Genomic DNA, 24226 nt, shown 5'->3' with positions numbered 1-24226 from the left:
GGCTCTCTCTCCCTCTAGTGCGAAATGTATAGTATGAATTATTCAAGATTCAAACCTGTATTTCCTCTTCCAATAACAAACAGAAAGACAGAGGTACACCATTGCTGGTGTCCTCTGCGTTTTTTTCTACATCAGTCTTTTCAGATGACATCCACTATTCCTTTATTTCACAGAACCAACCATACCAGCGACAAAGTGTTTCTGCATAATGAAGAACACTAATGCTGTAGGCAGCGTGGCGATGACAATTGCTGTCATGATCACCCCATAATCCGGCGAGTAACTGGAGCCAAGATTAGAGATCAGCAATGGAATCGTTTGTTGATCTGGTGTCTGCAGCACAACGAGTGGCCACAGGTAGTTATTCCAGCTGCTCATGAAAGTAATGATCGCTGCTGCCGCATATGTTGTTTTCATTGTAGGCATGTAGATCTTCAGGAAGATACCCAGTTCGCTAAGACCATCGATCCGGCCTGCTTCCAGCATCTCTTTCGGGAACATTTTGGTGTTCTGACGGAAGAAGAAGATCAGGAAAGCTGTTGTGATGGTTGGCAGTATCACTGCCGCCATTGTATTGATCCCCATAAACGGTGCAATTCCCGAGATGGTAGCGAACATCCGATAGAGCGGTACCATCAAGGCTGCGAACGGAATCATCATGGAAAGCAGCAGGATGTTGAAGACGATGTCACGTGATTTCGTCCGGTACACTTCAAAGCCGTAACCAGCCATGGAACCAATCAATAGGGCAAGCACTGTGGAAATAATGGATACAATGGCCGAATTCCCCAGTGCCTGTACCAGATTGGTCGTATCCAGCAGCTTCGTGAAGTTATCCATGAAAGCCGAGCCGGGTAACAATCTGCCTTTGGTGACATCTACCGAAGCATTCGTGGAGCTGACGAGCATCCAGAAAAATGGGAAGATCGATATGAAGGCCACAAGGGACAGGAATACATAGGTGAAAATGCGTTTCACTTTGTTCTTAGCCATTTTTATCACCTGCCACTTTAAACTGGATGATGGACAATACAATAATCATCAGCACGATGGAATACGAAACGGTTGCCGCATATCCGAAGTCCGGTGAATATTTGAACGAAAGGTTATAGATGTATTGCGAGATGGACATCGTTGCATTACCCGGTCCACCCTTGGTGATGTTCATGATCTCATCAAAGATTTGCAAGGTACCAATCGTTGATGTAATGGATGTGAACAGAATAATCGGTTTAAGCAATGGTACTGTAATTTTGAAAAATTGAGTAAATGCATTCGCTCCATCAATACGCGCTGCTTCATAGATCGATTGGTCGATATTTTGCAGGGATGACAGATAGAAAATCATGTTATATCCGGTCCAACGCCAAGTAACGGCGATTATGATCGTAATTTTAGCCCAGAACGGGTCAGTGATCCATTGAATCGGTTCAGCAATGACATGCAGATTCATCAGGAATTGATTGACCATTCCATCTGCAGAGAACAAATACTTGAATACAACAGAGTAGGCAACCAGTGAGGTTACACAAGGCAAAAAGATTGCAGTACGGAAAAAGCTGCGGAAGCGCAGTGTGCTGTCATTCAACAGAACGGAAATAAACAATCCGAGAATGATCATGACAGGGACTTGAATGATCAGATACAAAAATGTATTGGATACGGCTGTACGGAATGTTGTATCAATAAACAACCTTTTATAGTTATCGAGCCCCGTAAATTCAAGATTGGCACCCACGCCAGACTTGAAAGATAAGAGCAGTGCCTGCAGCATCGGATAGAAGTAGAATGCAACGATCCCGATGACAGCGAGCGAAATAAAAGCCCATCCAGTCAAATTATTTTTCTTTTGGAGACTGTCTCCTGTATTCATGGCTTTCACAGTATGGCTCCTCTCTCTCCATGCAACATGGATAGAACCCATGGAGCCTTCCACCATGTCCGGTCGGCAGTGTGCTTCGCCAGACGGTGGAACGGCTCCGATGCTTCCTTGGGTTCTATAAGTTACCGTGGATCATCTTAGTTTAATTGAGCTTCAGCTTGTTTCTGTGCATCAGCCAGAACGTCGTCGATCGCTTTGCCGTTCAGGAAGTTTTGCATTTCAACAACCAGAATGTCCTCGATTGCATAGGTGTTAACACCGTAATTTACGCTAGGGATTTCTTGAGTCCATTTCGCAAAATCAGCAAAGATTTTTTGTCCACCGAAGTAGTCATCGGCTTGTTCAAACGCTTCACCTTCTGCAGCTGGTTTGTAAGTACCAATAGCACCAATCTTGTTCAAAAGATCTTGGTACAACTGCTCGTCAGAACCAAATGTTTTACTCAAGAAGTCAGCAGCTTCATCAGCACCAGCAACATTATTCATGACATAGAATGAGCTACCACCTAAGTTAGAAGCATGAACAGAATTTGCCTGACCAGCCATCTTCGGAAGAGGTGCTACAGCCCATTTACCTGATTGGGAAGCTTCTTGACGGATGGAAGGTGTAATCCAGTTACCTGTAGGAACGGAATAAACGTCACCGTTATTGAATGCAGATACGAATTGACTCCAGTCAGAGTTCAGCTTAACAATGTTGGCATCCATCATTTTTTTGTAAGTGATAAACGCTTCTTTTAAAGCTTCATTGCCCGCAAGATCTGGTGTTTTACCATCTTCAGCTGAGTACCATTTACCTGCGGATTGAATCATCATACGAATTAAACCTAAGTCATTTGGATCAAGCGTAAGAGAATCTTTACCAGTTTTCGCTTTCACATCTTTACCGATTTGGATGTAGTCGTCCCAAGTAATGTCTTGAAGGTCCTCTGCTTTGTATCCAGCCTCTTCCAGTAGGTCAGTCCTGTAATAGAAACCAGTTACACCGGAGTCAAACGGAACACCATATTGTTTGCCATCAAAAGAAGTCGGCCCCAGTTTGTAATCAGCAAAATCAGAAGCATTGATGATAGAAGACAAGTCTTTAAAAGCATCAGGATAAGCATTCAGGAAGCTTTGTGCACGGTAGTCTTCAATCAGTACGATGTTTGGAAGACCATTTGTTGTGCCAGAGTTCAAACCTGTGTTCAACTTTTGAATAATCGAGTCTTGTGCATTTTCAACGATGTTAATTTTCAGGTCAGGATGATCTTTAGCGTAAGCTTCTTTTGCTGTATTCAATGCAGCAATGTTGAACGATGGGTCCCATGCCCAGATCGTAATCTCATTGGATGCTTTCTCACCCTCGCTAGCCGTGTTGCCTCCTCCTCCGGAAGAACATGCGGACAACAGCAGGACAGTAACGAGCATCAATACCCACATTTTTTTCAAATCATTCAACTCCCCTTCAACCTCTTTGTGTGTAATTTGTTTGCGTTTTCTGAAAGCGGTTGCTTTCGATGTATTCATCTTATCATTCCCAAATCGGCATTCGTTAGTAATAATTTTGTACGGATTTGTCATCTTATTGCCACAATGAAAACCTTTACAGAAACCGTTTGCATTAAATTTGTTTTTTGGTAATTCCTTTTGATTTTGGAGTAAATCGAGCCAAAAATTTTACCATTGAAGCAAAATACCGCTTTCATTTATCAAAATAAAAAAAGCCCTTCGTGTAGAGAACTCTCCACAGAAAGACTTTTGATGCGTGTTAGTTTATAAACTCGTATTGCATCTGTGCCATTTCTTCAGCTTGTAATGAGCGGAAGTGTAACCGTCACTCTAGTCCCCTCGCCTGGGGTACTCATAATCGTCACACCATAAGGGGCACCATACAGCAGTTCAATCCGGTCATGCACATTACGAATACCAATGCCGCTAAACAGCTGCCGATTATTTTTGGGATTAGGCAATGATTCGCCCATTGCAAACCCTTCAATACCATCTCCGTTATCCATGATCTCGCAGATGAGCGTTTCCCCTGCCCGAGAGACAAGAACATGAATGGTGCCGGTCTCTTTGCGGTTAAAGGCGTGGAAGAAGGCATTTTCAATAAACGGTTGGATGACAAGTTTGGGTACATGGTAGTGATTACAGTCGGGTGCTACATAGAAGGCCGCTTTGATTCGTCCACCATAACGGACATGATTGATGAAGACATAGTTCCTCAGGTTCTCCACTTCCTGCTCTACCGTGACCGTCTCGCTTACATCACTGATCGTATTTTGCAGTAAGGCAATCAATGCATTAATCGTCTCTGCTGCCCGATCCTTGTTCCCCTGCTGCACGAGTACCTTCACCGAAGCCAAGGTATTATACAGAAAATGAGGATTGATCTGGCTTTGTAATGCCGCAAGTTCTGCATTGCGCTGTTCCCGCTGGGTCAATACGAGCTGATCCACATAGTCATGAAGCTCATCAAGCATGTAATTGTACGCATGACCAAGCTGCCTGCTCTCATAACTTCCACTAACCGGAATGTAGTTATCGAGATCGCTTTTTGTAATATTGGACATTTGCTTCACGAGCTTGCGCAGCGACTTTGTAATCTGATTGGTGATTAGAAACACCAGTACAAGCGCCCCAGCCACAATGGCGGCACAAATCAAGGCAATGGTTTTGAGATCAAGCAATTGTCCCACAGCCTGATCCTTATCTACCACATTAATAATATAGAAACGGTAAAACGGCAGATATTCGGACAGAACTACGCTGTCCTGCTCCATTACCCTTGCGTTTATACCATTATTATCGCTCTTCGTGGCCATTTGTCTGGCGTAAGATAGAAGATCCAGCTGCTTCGTACCAATCCATTCTTCCCGGTTGGAGGACACAATTTCCCCGTTTTCATTGAGAATGACCACATCGTTGCCTCTGCTCGTGAAACTGCTGTAGAACTGACGGAACACACTCTCTTTGATGGTTACATAAAGCGTTCCGTAAATCCGGCTCTGGGTCCGATCCGCCAATGCTTTGGTAGCTGAGATCATCTGCTGCGTGCCAACGTCGGTGTCCGTTTGGTAATCGTCAAACATCAACCGATTCGGTGTCTTCACAGCGTCGATCGTAATCGGCAGTTCTCTTAACTCCTCCAGTGACATCCTCAGGTGGGACCGATCCGTAGAATAGGTGCGCCCATTAATGCCGCTGATCGTAATGCCGACCTCATAAGATTCCATAATGGACTGGATACGGTCCATCGATTCCCTCATATTATAATAGGACTTGGCCATCGTGAGAGAGTCCCCCTCTCCCTCCGACAGATAGCCGCGAATTGCCCCGCTTTGGCTTACGTTGTTGGAGACGGCCGCAATCGAATCATTAAAGGATTCGAAGGTGGTTTTAATCTGACTAAGCACCTTGGAGTTGGTGATGCTAAATGTCTCGGTAAACAGCTTCGTCGACATATGGACGGTAGTCCATAAAATAAGTACGGAAACGAGAACGATGCTTATCACCATAACGAGAAACAGCTTGGGAAACAATCCGAGACGTGATAATCCGTTCATCCATTTCTTCATGATCTTTTCCTTCTGACTTTATGCCCAGAATTTCCGACGATATCGGCTTGGTGACAGTCCGGTAAATTTTTTGAACACTTTGCAGAAATAGCTGTGATCCGAATAGCCGACCATGCTGCTGATTTCGGAAATGGTAACATCATCCGATCGCAAGAGTTCTTCTGCCTTCTCAATGCGAATTTTGTTCAGATATTCGTTGAATCCTTCTTTTTTATGTGACGAAAAATAACTGGATAGATACGATGGATTAAAATGAAAATGCTTCGCAACTTCAGCGAGACCAAGTGGTTGATCAAAATGCTCATGCATATATTCAAGCAGCATCTTCATATTCGGGTCACTGCGTTTTCCTCCATCACCAGCCGTGCATTCTTCCACTTCAAGCATGAACTGATCAAGCACCTGCATGGCTTCATTCAGACTTGAAGCTCCGTCCACGTTTTTGAAATAAGTATATTTGCTCTCTTCCAGTGCCGAAGATTGTACGTCCATATCCGCAAGGGTAATCGTTACGTTGAAAATCAGATTGCCCAAAAAGGATTTGATCTCGAACACATCCGCAATGTAATCACGTCCCAGGGTAAGGGCATGCTCTTTCAGATACTCCCTGGCTGACTCGGTACGATTCCGCTTCACGTGCTGCAAAAACATATTCACATTAAACTGGTAACCTGCCGTATGCAGAGGTGGAAGTTCGCTGAAGACAAGAATTGAACGGTCCTCATAATAAAAACGATATTCCATGAGTTTAATGAGTTGATTCCGGTACACTTCACCCATCTGGTCAAAAGATGTAAAGCTGTCACTTAAAACCCAGCTGGGTCCTTTGATGCCTGCTCCATTTTCAATGGCCATCTCTTTGATCCGCCCGACCATCCAATCCTCTTTGGCAGGGTCTACATTCAGAAGGAATATAGGCATTTCACTCTCCACTGGTACCATTGCATATTCCACATCAGCAAGATAATTCAGCAGTTTGCTTTCGGTATCCCTCTGATTCAAGTGCGAATGCTTCCCCGAAACAAGGAGGCGAAAACAATGATGTGGAAACGTGTCCCTGACCATAGCCATATCTTTTTCGTCTTCCAATGCAAAACCGGACAGCATCTTCTCCATGAACTGTCCCAGCTTCCACCCTTCATTTGAGGGCTCATACTGCAGTTCGGGAATTTTTCCGGCCGTTCGCTGAAGTACCTGCAGCAGCTCGTCGGTGTCCAGCTTCGGTTTCAAAATGTAATCTGCAGCTCCATGCTGAAGCGTTGAACGCACATATTCGAATTCACTGAAGCTGCTGAGCACAATGACTTCAATCTGCGGCTGGCTCGCTTTAAGCGTTCGTACAAACGCTTCACCGTCCATGATGGGCATCACAATGTCGGTTATGACGATGTCAGGCTTCAGCAAACGCACCTGTTCCAGGCCTTCTTCGCCATTGGACGCTTCTCCGACAATCTTGAATCCTTCCGATTCCCAATTCATATGATGCTTGATCCCCTGGCGTACCAGAAACTCATCGTCAACAATCAGCACCTTGCACAACCGGTTCATGATCGCGACCCCCTTGTCTAATCTTTCCTCTATGTCTCTACAGGTTATACCTTTTTTATATCGGATATAACGGGTCCCCCGTGTTAGCGGTTACAACAATTTTAAAGTTTTGATTCTCTCTTTATATCCCATAATCGTTGTTAAATCAATGGAAATTGAAAGCCAGACGTATACCTGAACAAAAATCCACTTATTCATTTTACACTATTTTTCGACAAAAAAAAGAAGCCTTGGTTCACCTACAGACCATCGGTGTTCCAGGACTTCTTATCATATCTTACGATCTACTTAAGGGTTTAACGATTACTTGAACAAACCAAAACTCTTCATCGTACATTGAATTCCTGCTGTGATTTAATCGGCCAGATGCACACGGCCATACGCATGGGTCTTCTGCCCTTTAACACCGGGCCTAATCACAAAGACAGAACCCGCATCTGGCGTCTCCACCAAACGTTCCTCACTAATGCCTATTCGCGCGGTTGTGATATAGAGATCCTCCAAGTCAGGCCCGCCAAAACAACAGGAGGTTACCTGGTCTGCAGGCACTTCAATCTGCTCCAGCAATTCTCCGTTGTTCGGGTTCCACCGCGTCACTCTTGCGCCGCCCCAATGAGCAACCCACAGCATGCCCTCGCTATCCACCGTCATTCCGTCTGGAAAACCAAAGTCCTCCGGTACCGAAATAACACTCGTCCGATTCGTAATTTCACCTGCTGCGAGATCAAAATCAAATCGGTCAATGGAACGTGTAGGGGTATCGATATAGTACATCACTTGATCATCCGGGCTCCAGCCAAGTCCATTGGAGGTAGACACATCTCGGACCATGGTTCGAACCGGTTTGCCTTCCTCGAGACAATACAATGAGCCTGCTTTACTTTCATCATGCAAACTCATAGTTCCCGCCCAGAACCGACCAAAGGAATCACACTTCCCATCATTGAATCGATTGGTGGCTTTATCGCTCTCGGGATCCTCGATTGCCTTCAATTCTCCCGTGCTCAGATGGTAGGTATGGAACCCGCTTCGGAGTGCCACAACAACCTCATCGCCGCGATAGGGAACAACAGCTCCCACATGTTCACCTACGTCGTAAGCTTGATCCTGGCCTGTTTGAGGATCATAGACATGTACCTTGTAACTTTCGATATCCACCCATAATAAACGATTGTGTTCTGCATCCCAGCATGGACCTTCCCCCAGCCGTGCCGGGGTATGTACTGCAATGTTGAGCTTGCTCAAGCAATCACATCCTTTTATGATTTGGCGCCGCCTGACCATTCAAAACCGATGGCATCCAAAAATGCTTTGGACAAAATCATGTGGCCTGTTGCATCTGGATGAACACGGTCATAGGTCAGAACTGACGTATAGAAATGATCCCAGAATGGGACAAAGGCTGCCTGTGTATCCACCAAAATGGCATCAAACTCATTCGCTACCCTACGCACAGCTTCGCCATAGATATCCATCGTCGCGCGCATCGGATCTTCTGGATTGGCCTCCAGGTAATATGGAGTCATCAAGACAAGTCCTTTTAGATTGGGGCGAACAGAAGCCACAAGTTCTCTCAAAGTGGACTCATACTCTTCCAAAAACACATGCGAATCTGCCGAAAGTGGACGGTCGAACTGACGCCATACATCGTTGATGCCAATCATGATCGTCAACCAATCGGGCTTCAGATCAATAACATCACGGTCCCAGCGCTGCTTCAGATCGCGAATGGTATTCCCACTATTACCCACATTCTGAATACGCAGCATCAATTCCGGATAAATGGAACGCAAAAGTGCGTATACCTGTGCAACGTAACCATGTCCGAGTCCTGAACTGCCTTCACCTACAGGATGTTCACGACCACAGTCCGTGATGGAATCACCGATAAAGAGCAGCTTGTCATTCTTTTGCAATTTCATAGTCGTATCTCCTTCGCCCTATAGCGCATTAAATGAGGGGTAAATGGTTACCATCCTTGATTTTTGAGCCAAGTCAGCAACAGATCCGACCACGCCCGAACAGCATGATCATCTTCAGCAAGGCCCAGACCATGCGATCCTTTTTCAAATACATGCAGATCATAAGGAATACCTTGGGCACCCAATGCAAGTGCATAACGCAAACTGTTCTCGACCGGCACGGCCTCGTCGTCACTTGTATGCCAGATAAATGCTTCAGGTGCGTCAGCTTTAACCTGCTGCTCTGCGCTAAATGCTCTAATCTGTTCAGGCGAGGCATTCGGGCCCAGCAGATTTTCGCGCGAACCAGCATGTCCATACGACTCCATCGTGATAACCGGATAACAGAGGATAACCCGATCCGGACGTGAGCTTTCACGCTCAATCGGATCTTCATGATTCGGCTGTCCTTTATCATACAAGGTACCCAGTGTAGCTGTAAGATGACCGCCTGCAGAGAAACCAAGTACAGCAATTTTGGAAGGATTGATCCCAAATTCCTGGGCATGGGCGCGTACATATCGGATAGCACGCTGACCATCGGATAGTTGTGCAGGATGCTGATGCGGGGCTACCCGGTATTTCAGCACAAATGCACTAATACCTGCACGGTTAAGCAACTCGGCAATTGGAGCTCCTTCGTGGTCAGCAAGAAACCCGTAAGCACCACCGGGACAAACAATGACAGCGCTCTCGGAACCAGGCTGAATAAAAGGTATGAGATGAGGCATCTCTTCTTCATGCCCTTTAGCCGCATGAGGTGCTGCGTGATCCCATAATGGAATGGTTGTTGTTGTCAACTTCTATCATCCTCTCTTAATAGAACGGATACGATCATCCGCTTTCGTTTTCCAATTGAAGGAATCGATATCATCATACGGCAACTGCCCCCATGCATCAATACCTTCCTGGCATCACTTTTGTTCATATGGTCATCGCGGGCGGAAAAACACGGTCACATACATTAATCCAGAGCAACACTTCTCCTACTTCGCTATAAATATAACGTTCGAAACTGCTCAGGTGTTACACCTTCGATTCGCCGAAATGTCGCTACAAAATGGCTCGCATCGCGAAAGCCAACGCGCGCAGCCGTTTCCTTCACGGTCAATTTGCTGTTCCCTGTCATCCATTCCTTGGATTTGCGAATCCGCAGAAGAATAAAATAGCTGTAGGCCGTCATGCCGAATGATTGTTTAAACAACGTATTCAAATGCCTTGGAGTAATTCCTGGCACGGCAGCCATCTGTTCCAGGCCAATATCGGGATCTGCATAATGCTGGTCCATGAATGCAATGAGCGGTGCTAGCCGTTCCACGGCATGCGAGATGGATGATCGGCTGCCGGTCTTGCCGTGTTTTTTGAGCAGGATCAAAAAGCGGTACATATCGGCGGAAGCTTCCAGACCGGACAAGTCCTGGTCGCTACTGATGGAATCCAGCACCTTCCTGCCGTAGTTCTCCAGCGGGCTTCCGGCATCCCATTGATGAAGTGCCGCCTCTCCAAGTCCAAGTGCCTCGGCAATGGCCGGACACTGGGATCCGCCAAACGTAATATAGAGCGTTTCCCACTCCCCTAATGAAGGTACATATTCATGCGGCTCATTCGGAGGCAGGAGAATTCCGGAGCCTTCACCAAGAACGACAGTTGAACCAGCAAAATGGAACTCCCCTGCTCCTTTCACTGTCTGAAGCCAGTGATAACAAGGGTAGCCTGCAGGCCTAAGTACATTCTCCTGATTGCCGTTATAACCAATGCTTTCAATATACAGGGGGAGCGGCTCTTCACGCGGCGTCATGAAATATCTTCGATGGGTTGGTGAGATTAACATGGTGTTCTCCTCTCGATCGGTAAGCTTCAGCCAATACTCAGCTGCTTCTCTCATTTCCATATTCTTATATGAATCATTACTTTTCTTATATTTTAAAAGCTATTTGAATCATATAATATACAATTATTCTTATACAAGAGGTGAACATATTGATTAGCAGCAAATTACCCAAAATGTTCTATGGCGGTGACTACAACCCTGAACAATGGGATCACGAGACCCATCTTGAAGACCTGCGCATGTTTAAACTGGCAGGGATTGATATCGCCACGATTAACGTTTTCTCCTGGGCTCTAATTCAGCCTGATGAGGTAACCTATAGATTTGAAGAATTGGATCAATTAATTAACAGTCTCTATGAAAACGGTGTCTACGTTTGTCTTGCCACCAGCACGGCTGCTCATCCTGCGTGGATGGCCAAAAAATATCCGGATGTACTGCGTGTGGATGCAGACGGACGCAAACGCAAATTCGGCGGACGCCATAATTCCTGTCCAAACAGCCCAACCTATCGCAAATATTCCGAGAAAATTGCCGATAAACTGGCAGAACGCTACAAAGACCATCCTGCTGTCCTGGTATGGCACATCTCCAATGAATACGGCGGAGACTGCTATTGCGACAACTGCGAGAAAGCCTTCCGTGTTTATTTGAAAGAGCGTTACAAGACGCTGGATCAGCTCAATCAAGCATGGAACACCAACTTCTGGGGCCATACCTTCTATGACTGGGACGAAATCGTTCTGCCAAGCAATCTGAGTGAGCACTGGGGCAACAACAACTCGACGTTCCAAGGCATCTCCCTTGATTACTCCCGCTTCAACTCCGACAGCATGCTTGACTGTTACCGTTTGGAATATGATGCGATCAAGAAGCATGTCCCTGATTCCGTCGTAACAACGAACCTGATGGGATTCTTCAAACAGCTCGATTATTTCAAATGGGCCAAATATATGGATATCATCTCTTGGGACAGCTATCCGGGCCTTGCCACACCATTCAGTTTTACCGCCATGGCACATGATCTGATGCGAGGGCTGAAAGATGGTCAGCCATTCATGCTTATGGAACAGACACCAAGCCAGCAAAACTGGCAGCCGTACAACTCGCTGAAGCGTCCTGGGGTAATGCGACTGTGGAGCTATCAGACGATTGCACATGGCGCAGACACCATTATGTTCTTCCAGCTTCGCCGCTCCATCGGTGCATGCGAGAAGTATCATGGTGCGGTCATCGAGCACGTCGGACACGAGAATACTCGTGTATTCCGCGAAGTCGCCCAGCTTGGCAAGGAGCTGCAATTGCTCGGGGACAAAACACTGGATGCTACGGTAGAATCCAAAGTGGCGATTGTGTTTGACTGGGATAACTGGTGGGCCATCGAGAAATCCAGCGGTCCTACCGTTGCCCTGAATTATGTGGATCAAATTCACAAATATTACGCTGCCTTCTTCCGCCGCAATATCCAAGTGGATATTGTCAGCGTGGATACCGATCTTAGCAAGTATGATATTGTTCTTGCTCCGGTACTTTATATGGTCAAACCGGGATTTGCCGCCAAACTGGAGAAGTTTGTTGAAGCCGGCGGAACGTTCCTGACCACATTCTTCAGCGGCATTGTCAATGAGAGTGACCTCGTCACTACAGGTGGTTACCCAGGTGAACTTCGTAAGCTGCTTGGAATCTGGGTCGAAGAGATCGACGCTCTGCTCCCTGAGCAGAAGAACAGCATCGTGCTGAAAGACACATATGGTGATCTTCAAGGCAAATATGAGTGCGGCATGCTGTGTGACCTGCTGCATAGTGAAGGTGCTGAAGTGATCGCCGAGTATGGAGATGATTTCTATCAAGGCATGCCTGTCGTAACCCGCAACACGTTCGGTCAGGGTGAGGCATGGTATGTGGCTTCCGATCCGGAAGAACGCTTCCTGGATGGCCTGCTGGGACAGCTTGCGGCAGCCAAAAACATCCACCCTTTGCTCGAAACACCAGATGGTGTGGAAGTAAGCGCACGTACAAAAGACGGCAAGCAGTATCTCTTCGTCATGAACCACAATGCGACCACTCAGTCGTATGAACTTGGAAATGATACTGCACAGGACCTCTTAACGGATCGTGAACTTTCAGGAAGTGTGGAGATTGAGGGCCGCGGTGTTCAGCTCCTTGAGATGAAGTGAGTTCGTGGTGCAGTGACCCTATCTTTGTTGAAAAAGACAACAAACAGAACGATAGGTAATCATTCGATTCGATACAACGTGTTACGAATTCATCTTAACAAGATTGCTTTTTCTTAGAAATTACGTATATCTCAATCGATTAAACTAGATATAAGCTTCCTTTCATCATACTAGATGCTACTTACCGTATCCGTATAACCGGATACGGTTTTTTGCAAGCAATTGTGGAGTTTTGGTCAGAAGGAAATATTACTCCATAGGGCGAATTTGGACGAGACACATATTATAAGGGCTCCTGCCGGAAAAGCGCTCCTTCATTCACCATTAATCAGCAAATTTAAAGACATACATAGGATTGGTGACACCCAAGATGTCACTAATGGGCTGTTACAATGGATTTAGCACTCCGGCAACCTTTCCGGCGGCCTAACTCTCGAAACGGAGTGGCTGACATGAACAAAATAAATCGGCTTGCTGCCATCGTCATGGCGTTACAGCACGGACTGGAAACAGCACATTCACTGGCAGACAAGTTTGAAGTGTCCCGTCGTACCATTTTGCGAGATATCCAGTCCCTCTCCGAGATGAACGTGCCGATTATTGCTATTTCCGGCCCTGGCGGTGGCTTTCGGCTTATGGAGGGTTATGTACTCCCTCCACTGCAGCTGGATCCGGTGGAAGCCGCAACGCTCATATTCGCTCTTGAGGGAATTAGCCATTATGCAGATACACCTTTTCAAGAGAAACGCTGGACGGTTATGGATAAAATCAAAGGCATAATTCCGGATGATGTCATGGCTCGAATCGATCCTATGCTCAAACAGCTGAATCACTGTATTCCGGAGCGCAGCTATATTCTTCACCATCTGGAACCGCTCCTTGCATGCATTCCTGAACACGGTTGGTTGCGTATCCTGTATCGTTCGGCTGCACGCCAGCGCTGGCTCCAGATCCGTCCGAATCGCATTTATGCTTCTGCAGGATTCTGGTACTGTGATGCATATTCAGAGGAACATGGGGAACAGCGTGTGTTTCGAGTGGACCGAATTCTGGAAGCTGAGTCTATTGACTCCTCCAAAACCGAACAGTTAACGATAGATGCCGAACGCCAATTGAGCCAGCCTCGCCAATTTGAAAAACCTGCCGTTCGTATCAGAGCACGTTTAAGCTACGGTGCCATGGTCGAGGCAGAACAAGACAGGCACATTGGTGAGAAATTGACAGAGATTGCCCCGGATCTCTGGGAGCTTTCTTTCCTCTGTCCAGCAGACCAATGGGATTGGGCTGTTCGTTTCTTCTATCGTCTGGGTCGTGAAGCCGAAGTCATTGAACCCGAGGAACTCCGCAGCGAGATCAGGCAGCATGCCCAGGACGTGTACAGACTGTATGTGAGTGCCAACCCTAATTCCAGTACAACTACATAAAAGGAGATGCCTTAACCATGATTACCGAGCCGATTGTAACCTATGAGGAAGCTGTCCAGCGTATACAGACTGCGGGATTACTTCCACTCGCACCGTTATTTCCTGACTTCCCTTCTCTATCTTCGTTAACGCCATCGGAAAATTGGCATACCGATTCTCCTCTCGATCCCTGGCTTTGGCGTTCACGCCTGGCTGAAGAAGGCGCTGCTGCATACGGCAAATTTGTCAAAAAGAAAGCGATCCTCATCTCCCGTGAATGTTTCCCTTGGGTTCATCGGTTGCTATCTGACAGCAAAAACATCCAGGAGCAGTATGATGCCGGCCTGCTCTCCCGTGACGCATTCAAGCTCTATGAGCGAATCGAAGATCAGGAAGGCATTGATGGACGAGCACTTCGTGCACAGGCTGGTTTCGGCGCCAAGGAAGATAAGAAGTCATTCGATCAAGGGCTATTGGATCTTCAGGGCAGTACAGCCATTGTCATTAGCGGAACCAAGGAAAAGGAAGGTCTCGCAGAAGGCAAAGTGGCTTGGAACAGTTCCTCCTATGAGACGGCAGGTCACTGGATGAGCCGTCAGGGTATCGAACCTTTTAACGGCAGCATCACAGAAGCCCGTGACCTTTTATTGGACAAGCTCGTTGAGCATACGACTGAAGCTGGACTGGTAAAAATCAAAAAGGCGTTTGGCATCGTTTAGACCGACGTCTTGCACTTAAGGTACACTCCGCCAATAGAAACTGGGCATTTAAAATTTCGAATTTTCATTTCTGGACACAAAAAATCCCGGAGGCCACATCACAGTTGCCTACCGGGATTTTTAATTTTTAATAAGTTAACAAAGAATGCCAGCCGAGGAATCAAGGAATGGATAACCTATAGAATTACACCATCTTTGAATATGGCAATTTCCCTGAACCCATGCTGCTCACTAAGTGTCTGAACACGTCCTGAGGCAATGTCAATCAACTGGCTGAAGAGCTGGACTTTCACCTCATCCATCGTCCGTCCTTCAAGCAGTTGACCTGCGTTGAAGTCGATCCAATGTTTTTTCCGATTCGCCAGATCCGATTGCGTTGCAATCTTGACCGTAGGTACCGGACCTCCGAATGGGGTCCCCCTTCCTGTAGTAAACAGTACAATGTGAGCACCTGCAGCTGATAAGGCCGTGACTGACACCAAGTCATTGCCGGGCGCCTCTACAATGTTCAAGCCGGTTTGGGTTACACGTTTGCCATAACGAAGCACATCAACGACGGAAGAACGGCCGCCTTTTTGAGTACAACCCAATGATTTCTCTTCGAGTGTCGTAATGCCACCGGCTTTGTTACCAGGGGAAGGATTCTCATATATGTTCTGACCATGATTTACAAAGTACTGCTTGAATCCGTTAATCAAATCCACCAAATCACCGAAAACCTGTTCATTGGCAGCCCGATTCATCAAAATGGTTTCTGCCCCGAACATCTCTGGCACTTCGGTCAGAATGGCCGTCCCTCCTGCAGCAACCAGCATATCGGCAACCGAGCCCACTAGCGGATTGGCAGTAATGCCGGATAAACCATCTGAACCGCCACACTTCAATCCGATTTTGAGCTTGCTAAGTGGAAGAGGCTGGCGCTGTTCCAGCTCGGCAATCTCCACCAGCTCTTCCATCAGGCGCAAACCCTCTTCAAGTTCATCATCTGTTTCCTGCGCCTTGAGAAAACGAACCTTCGACTGATATTCAGGTGCGATGCATTCGCGGAACTGGTCTACCTGATTATTTTCACAGCCCAGTCCGATAACCAATACTCCGCCTGCGTTCGGATGTTCGACGAGGGAAGCCAGCAGCTGCTGGGTATACTTCAGATCATCGCCAAGCTGCGAGCAGCCGAATGGATGAGGGAAATGGTACACGCCGTCCACTCTGCTTCCGAACTGTGACTGCCCCATACGTGCCAGTGCCTCGCATACCTTGTTGATGCATCCTACCGTATTAACGATCCATATTTCATTGCGTATGCCTGCCTCCCCATTAGGGCGTAAATAGCCTTCAAATGTCCGTAAATGTTCCGGGGGCATATCTGCTTGAACGGATGCACCAGGCTGATACTCATATTCCAGCAAGCCATGCAGCCCTGTTTTCAGATTATGGCTATGAATCCAGTTCCCTTGTTCAATCCGTTCCTTGGCAATACCGATGGAGAAACCATATTTCAGGACATCATCTCCTGGTTCGATTCCATGTACAGCGATCTTATGGCCTTTGGGCACATCATCAAGCAGTGTAAATGAAGCTCCGTCAGGGAGGTTGACCGTTTCTCCCTTTGTGTAATCACGAAGAGCTATGATCACATCATCCTGTGGCTGTATGGCAATCCAGTCATGCGTTGTACTTGTTGTATTCATTCCGTCTCACCTTCCAGTAAAACGATCTCATCAAGAAGCGCTTCGCGCAGCCCTCTTCGCTCATTCAGATTCTCTCCCCAAATGGTTGAATCCGATAATACGGCAGCCAGCCTGTCGTTCAACTGCTGCCGGTCCCTTCGGAGTGAATCATAGCTCTCCCAGTGTGCAGTTAGGGCTGCAAGAACATCCGGGTCATCCTTCAGCACAACAGATTCGCCGTTGAAGCGATGTCCGTGGTATCCGTCTAACGTATTCACCGGGCGGTATAATAACAACAGTCCGGCGAACCCCCGAACCAGGCGTGTCGGCCAGCTGTTCTGAGTTTGTTCATAAGATAATAAGGTAGGCAGAACACGTACCTTGAATTTGCCAATGGTATTTAACGCAATATCCTGAAGCTTATGATTGATATAGGGATTGAGGAATCGCTCGAATACCTCTTCAGCGTACTGGTCAAGTTGATGATCCGGCATATCCAGCGCAGGCACAATTTCCTGATGCACGGCTTCCCTGATCCATGTTCCGAATTGCGGATCCTCCATCGTTTCCCTCACATACTGCTTGCCTTGAAGAATGCCAATGGAGGACATCAAGGTATGCGCGCCATTCAAAATGCGAACTTTTCGTAATTGAAAGGGCTTCAGATCTTTGACCCAGTGAACATTAAGTCCAGCCTGCTTCAGCGGCAGTTTCTTGTCCAGTCCCTCATCAGCCTGGATGGCCCAGAAATGATAAGGCTCTGCCGTGTTAATCAGTTGATCCTCATAACCCCAGCGCCCTGCCAGCGTGTCAGCTTCTTCCTGAGTTGGCGCACCCGTCACGATCCGGTCAACCAAATTGTTCAGGAACAGGTTATGGTCTTTAATCCAATCACGGAATGCATCGGAATAGCCAAAGTCCTCACTGTGACGCAATACGCAGCTGCGCAGTACATCACCATTTCCTTCGAGCAGCTCACATGGCAGATGAATCAATCCTCTGGAAGGATCACCCTCAAACCGTATATAACGCTGATGGAGAAACACGGTCAGCTTGCCTGGAAATGAAGAAACAGGCTCTCCTTCCACGTAATCCGACTGAATATATTTCAATCCTGACTCCGTCGTATTGGAGATAACAAACTCCAGTGAAGGAAGCTCGGCCAGTTCCAAAAATGCCTGCCATTCTTCATAAGGATTCATGCACTGGGAAAAGATCGAAATCATCTCGGTGCGCTCCACGGCTTTACCTTGAGAAAGACCTCGGGTAATCATGGTATACAATCCATCCTGATCCCGGATCTGCTCCAGCTTCGCCTTTCCCCCTTGCCTTGGCTGGGTAACCACCACACTGCCATGGAATTTGCCTTGTCTAGCACTCTCATGAAGCATCCAGTCCACAAATCCCCGCAAAAAGTTACCTTCGCCAATCTGCAGTACCTTTACGGGACGATCCATGATTTCCTTGCACTTGCGCTGCCCGTCGTTTCCCAACAGATTCAGCTTCAATCTTGGTCGTTTGGTGCTCGCCGACATGCACACTCACCTCATCATTTATTTGTGATCATCCGAGTCAGATTCCTCTGGTATATCCATGAATTGAAAACGCTTTAAATTCATTGTATCATCAAAAAAAGGAAATTAAATTGCTTATATTGCGTTAAATATACTCTTTCATGACCAGGCGTGGTCCACCGTGTATGAATTAGCATTAGAAAGGAGTCCTTATGGTACGCTCGCCCGTTCGCACAACCATCCAGTCAGATTCAGGCATTCCCTTTCGACTGGTCTATGCAGATACGAAAGCACCCCACAATGAACTGCCGGATCATCTGCATGATTGGCATGAAATCATTTACGTATATCGTGGTCAAGGGACCATTTTTATCGATACAGATCTTGAAGACATGCAGACAGGGGATTTATTCATCATTCCTGGTAATACAGTACACCGGGCTTTGCCGGATGAGATTAATCCTGTAACCTCTTCAGCTTTGTTTTTCAGTCCCGGATTACTGACAGCGGCTGCAGGAGGGAGCGCTTCAGTCCTGCTCTCCCTGTTCGAGCGATGCCGCAGACGCAGGGTTTATAAAAGACAGCTGACGCCGGAGGAACAAGCCAAAGTGACCGCGTTTATAGAAGAAATCCATGCCGAATTCCAGATGGAGAATCAGCTAAGCGCCCATGCAGCCCTGCTTCGGCTTCAATTGCTGCTCATATTTCTTGAGCGTCTCGAGGACGCAGACCCTGCGCGCTCTGTTCATTCCAATTCCGGTCCGAGTTGGCTGTCAGCTACCTTGTCCAATATTGATGATAAATTGCGCAGCGGACTTTCCCTGTCCGAGCTCGCTCTGCAGGCTGCAGTATCTCCTGCTCATTTCAGCCGGGCATTCAAAAAGTATACTGGCATGACCCTAACCGACTACGCTCTAGCCCGCCGGGTAATCATGGCGAAGGAGCATCTGCTTCGGAATGATGACACTATGGCATCGGTAGCGGATGCCTGCGGCTTTGAGAGTCTGCCCCATTTTTATCGGCAATTCAAAAAAATTACGGGTACCACGCCTGCGGCTTACCGCAGAACAATGAATGGTTAATTTGCAAAAGTGTAACATATTCTTCCATACAGCCCTTGTGGTATGATAATACGGAATAACAATGTCAGAAACGATACGTTTCTTCGGTCAGAGGAGCTTTAGATCCCATGCATAACGAATTCAATCGCCGAAATATCGGTATCTTTGCTCACGTAGATGCAGGCAAAACAACCACAACAGAACATATGTTATATCATGGCGGCATTGTTCGCAGTCCCGGCCGGGTAGATGACGGTACGGCAGCTACGGACTCCCTGGACATTGAGAGAGAACGCGGAATTTCCGTACAGGCAGCCATGACCTCCCTTACATGGAACAATACCGTGATCGACCTCGTCGATACCCCAGGACATATCGATTTTAGCTCTGAAGTGGAACGTTCCCTACGTGTAATGGACGGTGCCATTCTCATTTTGTCAGCTGTGGAAGGGATTCAGTCCCAGAGTGAGACCATCTGGCACGCCCTGAGATCCCTTCGCATCCCCACCATTATTTATATCAATAAAATGGACCGGATTGGCGCATCTGCAGCAGCCATTATGGAACAGGTTCACTCCACGTTCTCTCCATTCGCATGCCCGGTACAATCTTGCGTAAAGGACGAGGATTCATTCATCGGTGTCCATTCCTTATGGCGTGATCAGGCGAATCAGCAAACGATTCCCGGACTCCTTGAGATGATTGCTGAGCTGGATGAAGGGATCATGGAATCCTACATTAATGAAGTCCCTCTGCCATCAGAGCAGATCGATTCAACATTCCGCAAGCTGGTTCATCAAGGAGAGATATTTCCGGTTTGTTTTGGTGCGTCGGGGAAAGGAATTGGAGTATCCGAACTTCTTGATGCGGTTACCCGGTTCCTCCCACCTCCTGCAATCACAGAGAATTCTGCAGTTTCGGGGGTTGTATTCAAAATTGAACGAAACAAAACGATGGGACGAACCGCTTACGTCCGCATGTACGGAGGCAGCATTCACAACCGGGACACGATCTATAACACGACCAGGGGACTGGAAGAAAAAGTGACTCAAATCCGCCAGATGGATGGTCGCAAATGGTCAGATACCGGAGCAGTACACAGCGGGCAGATTGCCGCTCTTTACGGTCTAAGCGAAACGAATGTAGGTGACATTATAGGAAGTCCAGACACCGTTCCTCCCATGCCCCATATGGCGGTGCCTTTGCTGACAGTACAGGTACACGGCCAGGATCCGGCACGTTACCCCGACCTTGTTGCTGCATTGCAGGAGTTAACCGATGAGGACCCGCTGCTTGATCTGCAATGGCTTCCGGAAGATCGGGAATTGCACCTCAAAGTCATGGGAACCATTCAGCTTGAGATTCTGTCGAGCTTGTTAGGCAGTCGTTTTGGATTGGGAGTTGTTTTTGACCCGCCTTCTGTCATTTACAAAGAAACGCTAAACGCTTCAGGTGAAGGCTTCATCGCTTATACGATGCCTAAACCCTGCTGGGCGATTCTTCGTTTCCATATGGAGCCTCTGCCTCGCGGAAGCGGGTTGATCTATGAATCCACCGTTCGAACAGACCAACTGCTGCTGCGGTATCAAAATGAAGTACAGCGCCGTGTACCAGAAGCCCTGTCTCAAGGCATGTTCGGCTGGGAAGTCACCGATCTGAAAGTCACGCTTGTTGAAGGAGAGCATCATGTCTGGCATACGCATCCGCTGGACTTTGTCGTTGCTACGCCGATGGGAATCATGGATGGCCTGGTTCGTACAGGAACGAAACTGCTGGAGCCGCTTCTGCAATTCCGCTTGACGGTACCGGAAGAATACGGAGGCAAGGCACTAAGCGATCTTGTGCATATGCGTGCAACGTTCGAAGCGCCTGTTATTGGCGGCGGGAGATGTATTGTGGAAGGGCAGATTCCGCTAGCCTCTTCCATGGATTATCCGGTGAAGCTCCGCTCTGAAACCGGGGGACGGGGTGTACTTGTCACCTCTTTTGCCGGATATCAGGATTGCCCTCCGGATGTGAAACCGATGCGCAAGCGCAGGGGCGTGAATCCGCTGGATCAATCCAAATATATTTTAAGCGTTCGTAATGCGATAACATCATAAACGGAGTTGAACATGTTGTGCTGATTAAATTTTTGATATTCGGCCTACTATGGCGGATTGTTGGCAATCCGTTTTTGGCTGTTCTGATTCTTCTCATTATTCTGTATTTTCTGGATCGTCGCTATGTCGGGGTGTTCCCCAGTTTCATGAAACCGATCAAACGCATGCGTACGATCTCACGGCTGCGTCAGCAGATTGCGATGAGTCCCAATGAAGTCTCTTCCAAGCTTGATCTGGCCAGACTTCTGATCGAACGCAAACGGTATAACGAAGCGTATGAACTGCTTTTGGAGCTTGAACGTCCCTATGAGCAATCAGCCGAATACTGGGAGGCATTGGGAACGACAGAACTTCACCTTGGTCACATGGAAGCAGGTGAGCGGCATATCCTGCATGCTCTTGACATCAATCCAAGAGTTAAGTACGGTCAGCCGTATCTAACCTTAGCCAATGCCTTTAAGGAGTCAGATCGAGACAAGGCAGTGACATATGTACAACACTTTCAGGATATCCACTCATCCTCGAGTGAAGCTTATTATTTGCTGGGTACCGTCTACCGTTCGCTGGAACGCAACGCAGATGCCAAGCATGCCTATGAGCAATCCCTGAACGTCTACCGCTCCCTGCCAAAATACAAGAAGCGCCAGGAACGCCGGTGGGCTGTCCGCAGCTGGTTCCGCAAGCGCGGATTGTAGGCAGCCCGATATGTCGACAAGTGCTTGGTATACGCTCAGGTAGAGTCAAATGCCATAACAAAAACGCCGGTTCTGTTTCAGAACAGAATCGGCGTTCTTTTGTTTCTGATGTCAAACACTGGAAGCTGCTTGATCACGTTAATAATCTGCGTAGACGCTCTTCATTGTGATTCATCCAGAGGATCCGCTCTCGCAGCTTAATGATCTGGTTAATGGCAACTTCGGGTTCATCCGTTCCTTCAAACATTCGGCTAATAAAATGCATAACCACATCAAGACTGCGCAGCAGAATAAGCTGCGGAATAGCCAGCAGTTCATCCGGCTCCAGAATCACCTGTTTCCGAAATCCTCGGATCAGTCCTTCCAGCGCCTCCCACATCCATTCATCACTCTTGTCCAAAGTTAGCAAGTCCGACATGGGAACAGCCAGCTCCATAACCCGCAGATCCCATGTAGCAAACTCAAAATCCAGAATGGCGCAGATTCGGCCATCGTCATCCGACAAGACGTTTGATGCATTCACATCTCCGTGAACCAGTTGATGTGGCAGACGTTCCATCCCGTTTAGCGCCTCGAACAAAGCTGGAAGCACAGGCAGCAGATCCTGCATTTCTTCTGCGCACGTCTGGAGCTCGCTAGGTGGTGACGTACATAACTGTATCAATTTCTCTGGCGGACAGAGTGGATACGCCTGTTGAATTTGATAATAAGGAGGGTATACAGGTTCTAGAGATATTTCCAGTCCGGCCAGAGCCACAGACAGCAAACCTGCCGCACATCCCAGTTCAACAAGCTGCTCTGGCGTATTCCAGACCGGGTTCTGGCCCGTACTATACGTAAAGAGAGCTGCGATTTTGTTCTGTCCATTCTTCGGATCGTAGATGGAATGGAACGTGTGCCCATCCCCCTTTATGGCTTTGACTGGAGCTGGTACCATAAGTCCGAAATCCGATTCTCTCAATGCCGATAACACATGGTGCTCAAAAGCAATTTTCACAAGATCCGTATGTGTTTCGTACACTCTGAGAACATAACGCTCGTCATCCCGTTTAAGCATATACGTTGTGTTGTTCATCCCGCCGTATCCGCGTTCCGCTTCCCAGCAGGATTGAGGTAGAAATACGGATATCACTTCCTGTATCAGCTGCCGTTCCTGATCCTCATGAGGACGTAAATGAATGTTGTGCACCGATTAATACTCCTTCAACTGTAATATCTATATCGATCGACAAGATAAAATCCCTTATTCTCCCCATCTTAACGTATGCCCCTATGCGGGTCCAGTCTGAATCAGGTATGCCCACAGCCATATCGTAATGTCCTAATGAGTTCTTCAGTTAAAAGGTCTATACCCCATACGATTCAGTTGGTCCGCAATGACACGATACCCTCTTGCATTGGGATGAACACGATCCCAGAATAACAATTCCCGTTCATGCCCTTCAAAACGGTCGTACACCTGAGCACAGGCATAGTTCCCCGACCCTGCACCATTCAGAAAGGAATTATACTGACGAACCCAATACGCTGCTTCTGCGGCTTGAGGATACGGGTTGTACAATCCGATCGTCCGGACCAAATAGGCACTGTTACCTTTTAACTGACGAATATGTCTCATGATCTGTGAAACGTTACTGCGGGTATCTCCCAGCACCTGTGTCATTTTACTGGCACTTGGAATGCCTCCACTCGCCTTGAATGTGCGAATGAGATCATTCCCGCCAATGGATATTGTAATGATATCCGCTTCACGCAGAGACTGTCTTACCCTCGTGTTGGAGGATACCATTTGCATCAGTTCACCTGACGTTAATCCGTTGACCCCCATATTATCCATCGAGACAAATGTGCGAACATTCATTTCTGCCATTCTGCGGTACAAAGGAACAAAGCCGGTGCCCAGCAGCGCGCCTGTGCCTACCGTTAACGAGTCTCCTATGGCCGCATATCGATATACCATCACCGTCGCCCCTCTCTGCTAACTTATGACTGACTGCTATATCTATATGAAAGAACCGAAGACAAGGCGCGGGATGGTGTCCGTAGGCGCACACCTTTATTTTTTACGACATGCACATATCCCCTCCATATGAAAAGCCCCTAC

Annotated in this window: 19 protein-coding genes; 6 read left to right on the top strand and 13 right to left on the bottom strand. The window is 47.5% G+C overall.

Going from position 1 to position 24226, the window contains the following annotated elements:
- Positions 1-162 precede the first annotated feature (162 nt).
- The 9 genes from F4V51_RS10750 to F4V51_RS10710 form a co-directional block, all read right to left on the bottom strand.
- Entirely contained in the window at positions 163-993 is an 831-nt protein-coding gene (locus F4V51_RS10750) for a carbohydrate ABC transporter permease (protein WP_153977960.1), read from the bottom strand.
- Positions 986-1873: a carbohydrate ABC transporter permease gene (locus F4V51_RS10745; RefSeq protein ID WP_095287984.1), complete on the bottom strand. Its 888-nt coding sequence runs from the start codon at positions 1871-1873 to the stop codon at positions 986-988. Before F4V51_RS10745 ends, F4V51_RS10750 begins: the two co-directional genes overlap by 8 nt.
- Positions 1874-2019: 146 nt before the next feature.
- On the bottom strand, positions 2020-3303 hold the full coding sequence (locus tag F4V51_RS10740; protein ID WP_153980653.1) for an ABC transporter substrate-binding protein: 1284 nt from the start codon (positions 3301-3303) through the stop codon (positions 2020-2022).
- Between the two features lie 365 nt (positions 3304-3668).
- Positions 3669-5441, bottom strand: a complete 1773-nt coding sequence (locus tag F4V51_RS10735) for a sensor histidine kinase (RefSeq protein ID WP_153977959.1) — start codon at positions 5439-5441, stop codon at positions 3669-3671.
- A gap of 18 nt (positions 5442-5459) precedes the next feature.
- Positions 5460-6989 (bottom strand): response regulator transcription factor, encoded by a 1530-nt coding sequence (locus F4V51_RS10730; protein ID WP_153977958.1) that lies wholly within the window; start codon positions 6987-6989, stop codon positions 5460-5462.
- Positions 6990-7343: 354 nt separating this feature from the next.
- A complete protein-coding gene (locus tag F4V51_RS10725; protein WP_153977957.1) occupies positions 7344-8273 on the bottom strand; it encodes an SMP-30/gluconolactonase/LRE family protein in 930 nt (309 codons plus the stop codon).
- Complete coding sequence (locus F4V51_RS10720; RefSeq protein WP_153977956.1) at positions 8249-8911, bottom strand: SGNH/GDSL hydrolase family protein; 663 nt, start codon at positions 8909-8911, stop codon at positions 8249-8251. The genes F4V51_RS10725 and F4V51_RS10720 overlap by 25 nt, the downstream gene beginning before the upstream one ends.
- 47 nt (positions 8912-8958) lie before the next feature.
- The gene (locus F4V51_RS10715) at positions 8959-9750 is read right to left on the bottom strand and encodes an alpha/beta hydrolase (protein ID WP_201281196.1); all 792 of its coding nucleotides are present in this window, start codon (positions 9748-9750) and stop codon (positions 8959-8961) included.
- Between the two features lie 194 nt (positions 9751-9944).
- A complete protein-coding gene (locus tag F4V51_RS10710; protein ID WP_312027117.1) occupies positions 9945-10835 on the bottom strand; it encodes an AraC family transcriptional regulator in 891 nt (296 codons plus the stop codon).
- A gap of 95 nt (positions 10836-10930) precedes the next feature.
- On the opposite strand from F4V51_RS10710, the gene F4V51_RS10705 reads away from it, so the two are divergent.
- The 3 genes from F4V51_RS10705 (at position 10931) to F4V51_RS10695 (ending at position 15080) form a co-directional block, all read left to right on the top strand.
- Positions 10931-12958, top strand: a complete 2028-nt coding sequence (locus F4V51_RS10705; RefSeq protein WP_153977955.1) for a beta-galactosidase — start codon at positions 10931-10933, stop codon at positions 12956-12958.
- Positions 12959-13410: 452 nt separating this feature from the next.
- Positions 13411-14382, top strand: coding sequence for a helix-turn-helix transcriptional regulator (locus tag F4V51_RS10700; RefSeq protein ID WP_153977954.1), 972 nt, complete (start codon positions 13411-13413; stop codon positions 14380-14382).
- Between the two features lie 17 nt (positions 14383-14399).
- A complete protein-coding gene (locus F4V51_RS10695) occupies positions 14400-15080 on the top strand; it encodes an AlkZ-related protein (protein WP_153977953.1) in 681 nt (226 codons plus the stop codon).
- A gap of 176 nt (positions 15081-15256) precedes the next feature.
- On the opposite strand, the gene F4V51_RS10690 is transcribed toward F4V51_RS10695, so the two are convergent.
- Positions 15257-16771 carry a UxaA family hydrolase gene (locus tag F4V51_RS10690; protein ID WP_153977952.1) on the bottom strand — a complete coding sequence of 505 codons (1515 nt, stop codon included), beginning with the start codon at positions 16769-16771 and terminating at the stop codon, positions 15257-15259.
- Positions 16768-18285, bottom strand: coding sequence for a tagaturonate reductase (locus F4V51_RS10685; RefSeq protein WP_153977951.1), 1518 nt, complete (start codon positions 18283-18285; stop codon positions 16768-16770). Before F4V51_RS10685 ends, F4V51_RS10690 begins: the two co-directional genes overlap by 4 nt.
- A 191-nt stretch (positions 18286-18476) precedes the next feature.
- Here F4V51_RS10685 and F4V51_RS10680 point away from each other — a divergent pair, with 191 nt between their 5' ends.
- The 3 genes from F4V51_RS10680 to F4V51_RS10670 all read left to right on the top strand — a co-directional run bounded on the left by F4V51_RS10680 (position 18477) and on the right by F4V51_RS10670 (position 22122).
- Complete coding sequence (locus F4V51_RS10680) at positions 18477-19346, top strand: AraC family transcriptional regulator (protein WP_153977950.1); 870 nt, start codon at positions 18477-18479, stop codon at positions 19344-19346.
- A 107-nt stretch (positions 19347-19453) separates the two neighbouring features.
- Positions 19454-21427, top strand: a complete 1974-nt coding sequence (locus F4V51_RS10675) for an elongation factor G (RefSeq protein WP_153977949.1) — start codon at positions 19454-19456, stop codon at positions 21425-21427.
- Between the two features lie 17 nt (positions 21428-21444).
- On the top strand, positions 21445-22122 hold the full coding sequence (locus F4V51_RS10670; protein WP_153977948.1) for a tetratricopeptide repeat protein: 678 nt from the start codon (positions 21445-21447) through the stop codon (positions 22120-22122).
- A gap of 133 nt (positions 22123-22255) precedes the next feature.
- On the opposite strand, the gene F4V51_RS10665 is transcribed toward F4V51_RS10670, so the two are convergent.
- Both F4V51_RS10665 and F4V51_RS10660 read right to left on the bottom strand, forming a co-directional pair.
- On the bottom strand, positions 22256-23311 hold the full coding sequence (locus F4V51_RS10665; RefSeq protein WP_153977947.1) for a phosphotransferase: 1056 nt from the start codon (positions 23309-23311) through the stop codon (positions 22256-22258).
- A gap of 144 nt (positions 23312-23455) precedes the next feature.
- Positions 23456-24082: a GDSL-type esterase/lipase family protein gene (locus tag F4V51_RS10660; RefSeq protein WP_153980650.1), complete on the bottom strand. Its 627-nt coding sequence runs from the start codon at positions 24080-24082 to the stop codon at positions 23456-23458.
- Positions 24083-24226: the final 144 nt, after the last annotated feature.

Origin of the sequence: Paenibacillus xylanilyticus (assembly GCF_009664365.1) — a bacterium.
Taxonomy (GTDB): Bacteria; Bacillota; Bacilli; order Paenibacillales; family Paenibacillaceae; genus Paenibacillus; species Paenibacillus xylanilyticus_A.
This window is presented reverse-complemented; position numbering and strand designations above follow the sequence as displayed.

Coding starts and splice junctions, on each gene's coding strand:
- F4V51_RS10750 (WP_153977960.1), bottom strand. CDS start 993: ATGGCTAAGAACAAAGTGAAACGCATTTTCACCTATGTATTCCTGTCC.
- F4V51_RS10745 (WP_095287984.1), bottom strand. CDS start 1,873: ATGAATACAGGAGACAGTCTCCAAAAGAAAAATAATTTGACTGGATGG.
- F4V51_RS10740 (WP_153980653.1), bottom strand. CDS start 3,303: ATGTGGGTATTGATGCTCGTTACTGTCCTGCTGTTGTCCGCATGTTCT.
- F4V51_RS10735 (WP_153977959.1), bottom strand. CDS start 5,441: ATGAAGAAATGGATGAACGGATTATCACGTCTCGGATTGTTTCCCAAG.
- F4V51_RS10730 (WP_153977958.1), bottom strand. CDS start 6,989: ATGAACCGGTTGTGCAAGGTGCTGATTGTTGACGATGAGTTTCTGGTA.
- F4V51_RS10725 (WP_153977957.1), bottom strand. CDS start 8,273: ATGGTCAGGCGGCGCCAAATCATAAAAGGATGTGATTGCTTGAGCAAG.
- F4V51_RS10720 (WP_153977956.1), bottom strand. CDS start 8,911: ATGAAATTGCAAAAGAATGACAAGCTGCTCTTTATCGGTGATTCCATC.
- F4V51_RS10710 (WP_312027117.1), bottom strand. CDS start 10,835: ATGAGAGAAGCAGCTGAGTATTGGCTGAAGCTTACCGATCGAGAGGAG.
- F4V51_RS10700 (WP_153977954.1), top strand. CDS start 13,411: ATGAACAAAATAAATCGGCTTGCTGCCATCGTCATGGCGTTACAGCAC.
- F4V51_RS10695 (WP_153977953.1), top strand. CDS start 14,400: ATGATTACCGAGCCGATTGTAACCTATGAGGAAGCTGTCCAGCGTATA.
- F4V51_RS10690 (WP_153977952.1), bottom strand. CDS start 16,771: ATGAATACAACAAGTACAACGCATGACTGGATTGCCATACAGCCACAG.
- F4V51_RS10685 (WP_153977951.1), bottom strand. CDS start 18,285: ATGTCGGCGAGCACCAAACGACCAAGATTGAAGCTGAATCTGTTGGGA.
- F4V51_RS10680 (WP_153977950.1), top strand. CDS start 18,477: ATGGTACGCTCGCCCGTTCGCACAACCATCCAGTCAGATTCAGGCATT.
- F4V51_RS10675 (WP_153977949.1), top strand. CDS start 19,454: ATGCATAACGAATTCAATCGCCGAAATATCGGTATCTTTGCTCACGTA.
- F4V51_RS10660 (WP_153980650.1), bottom strand. CDS start 24,082: ATGGTATATCGATATGCGGCCATAGGAGACTCGTTAACGGTAGGCACA.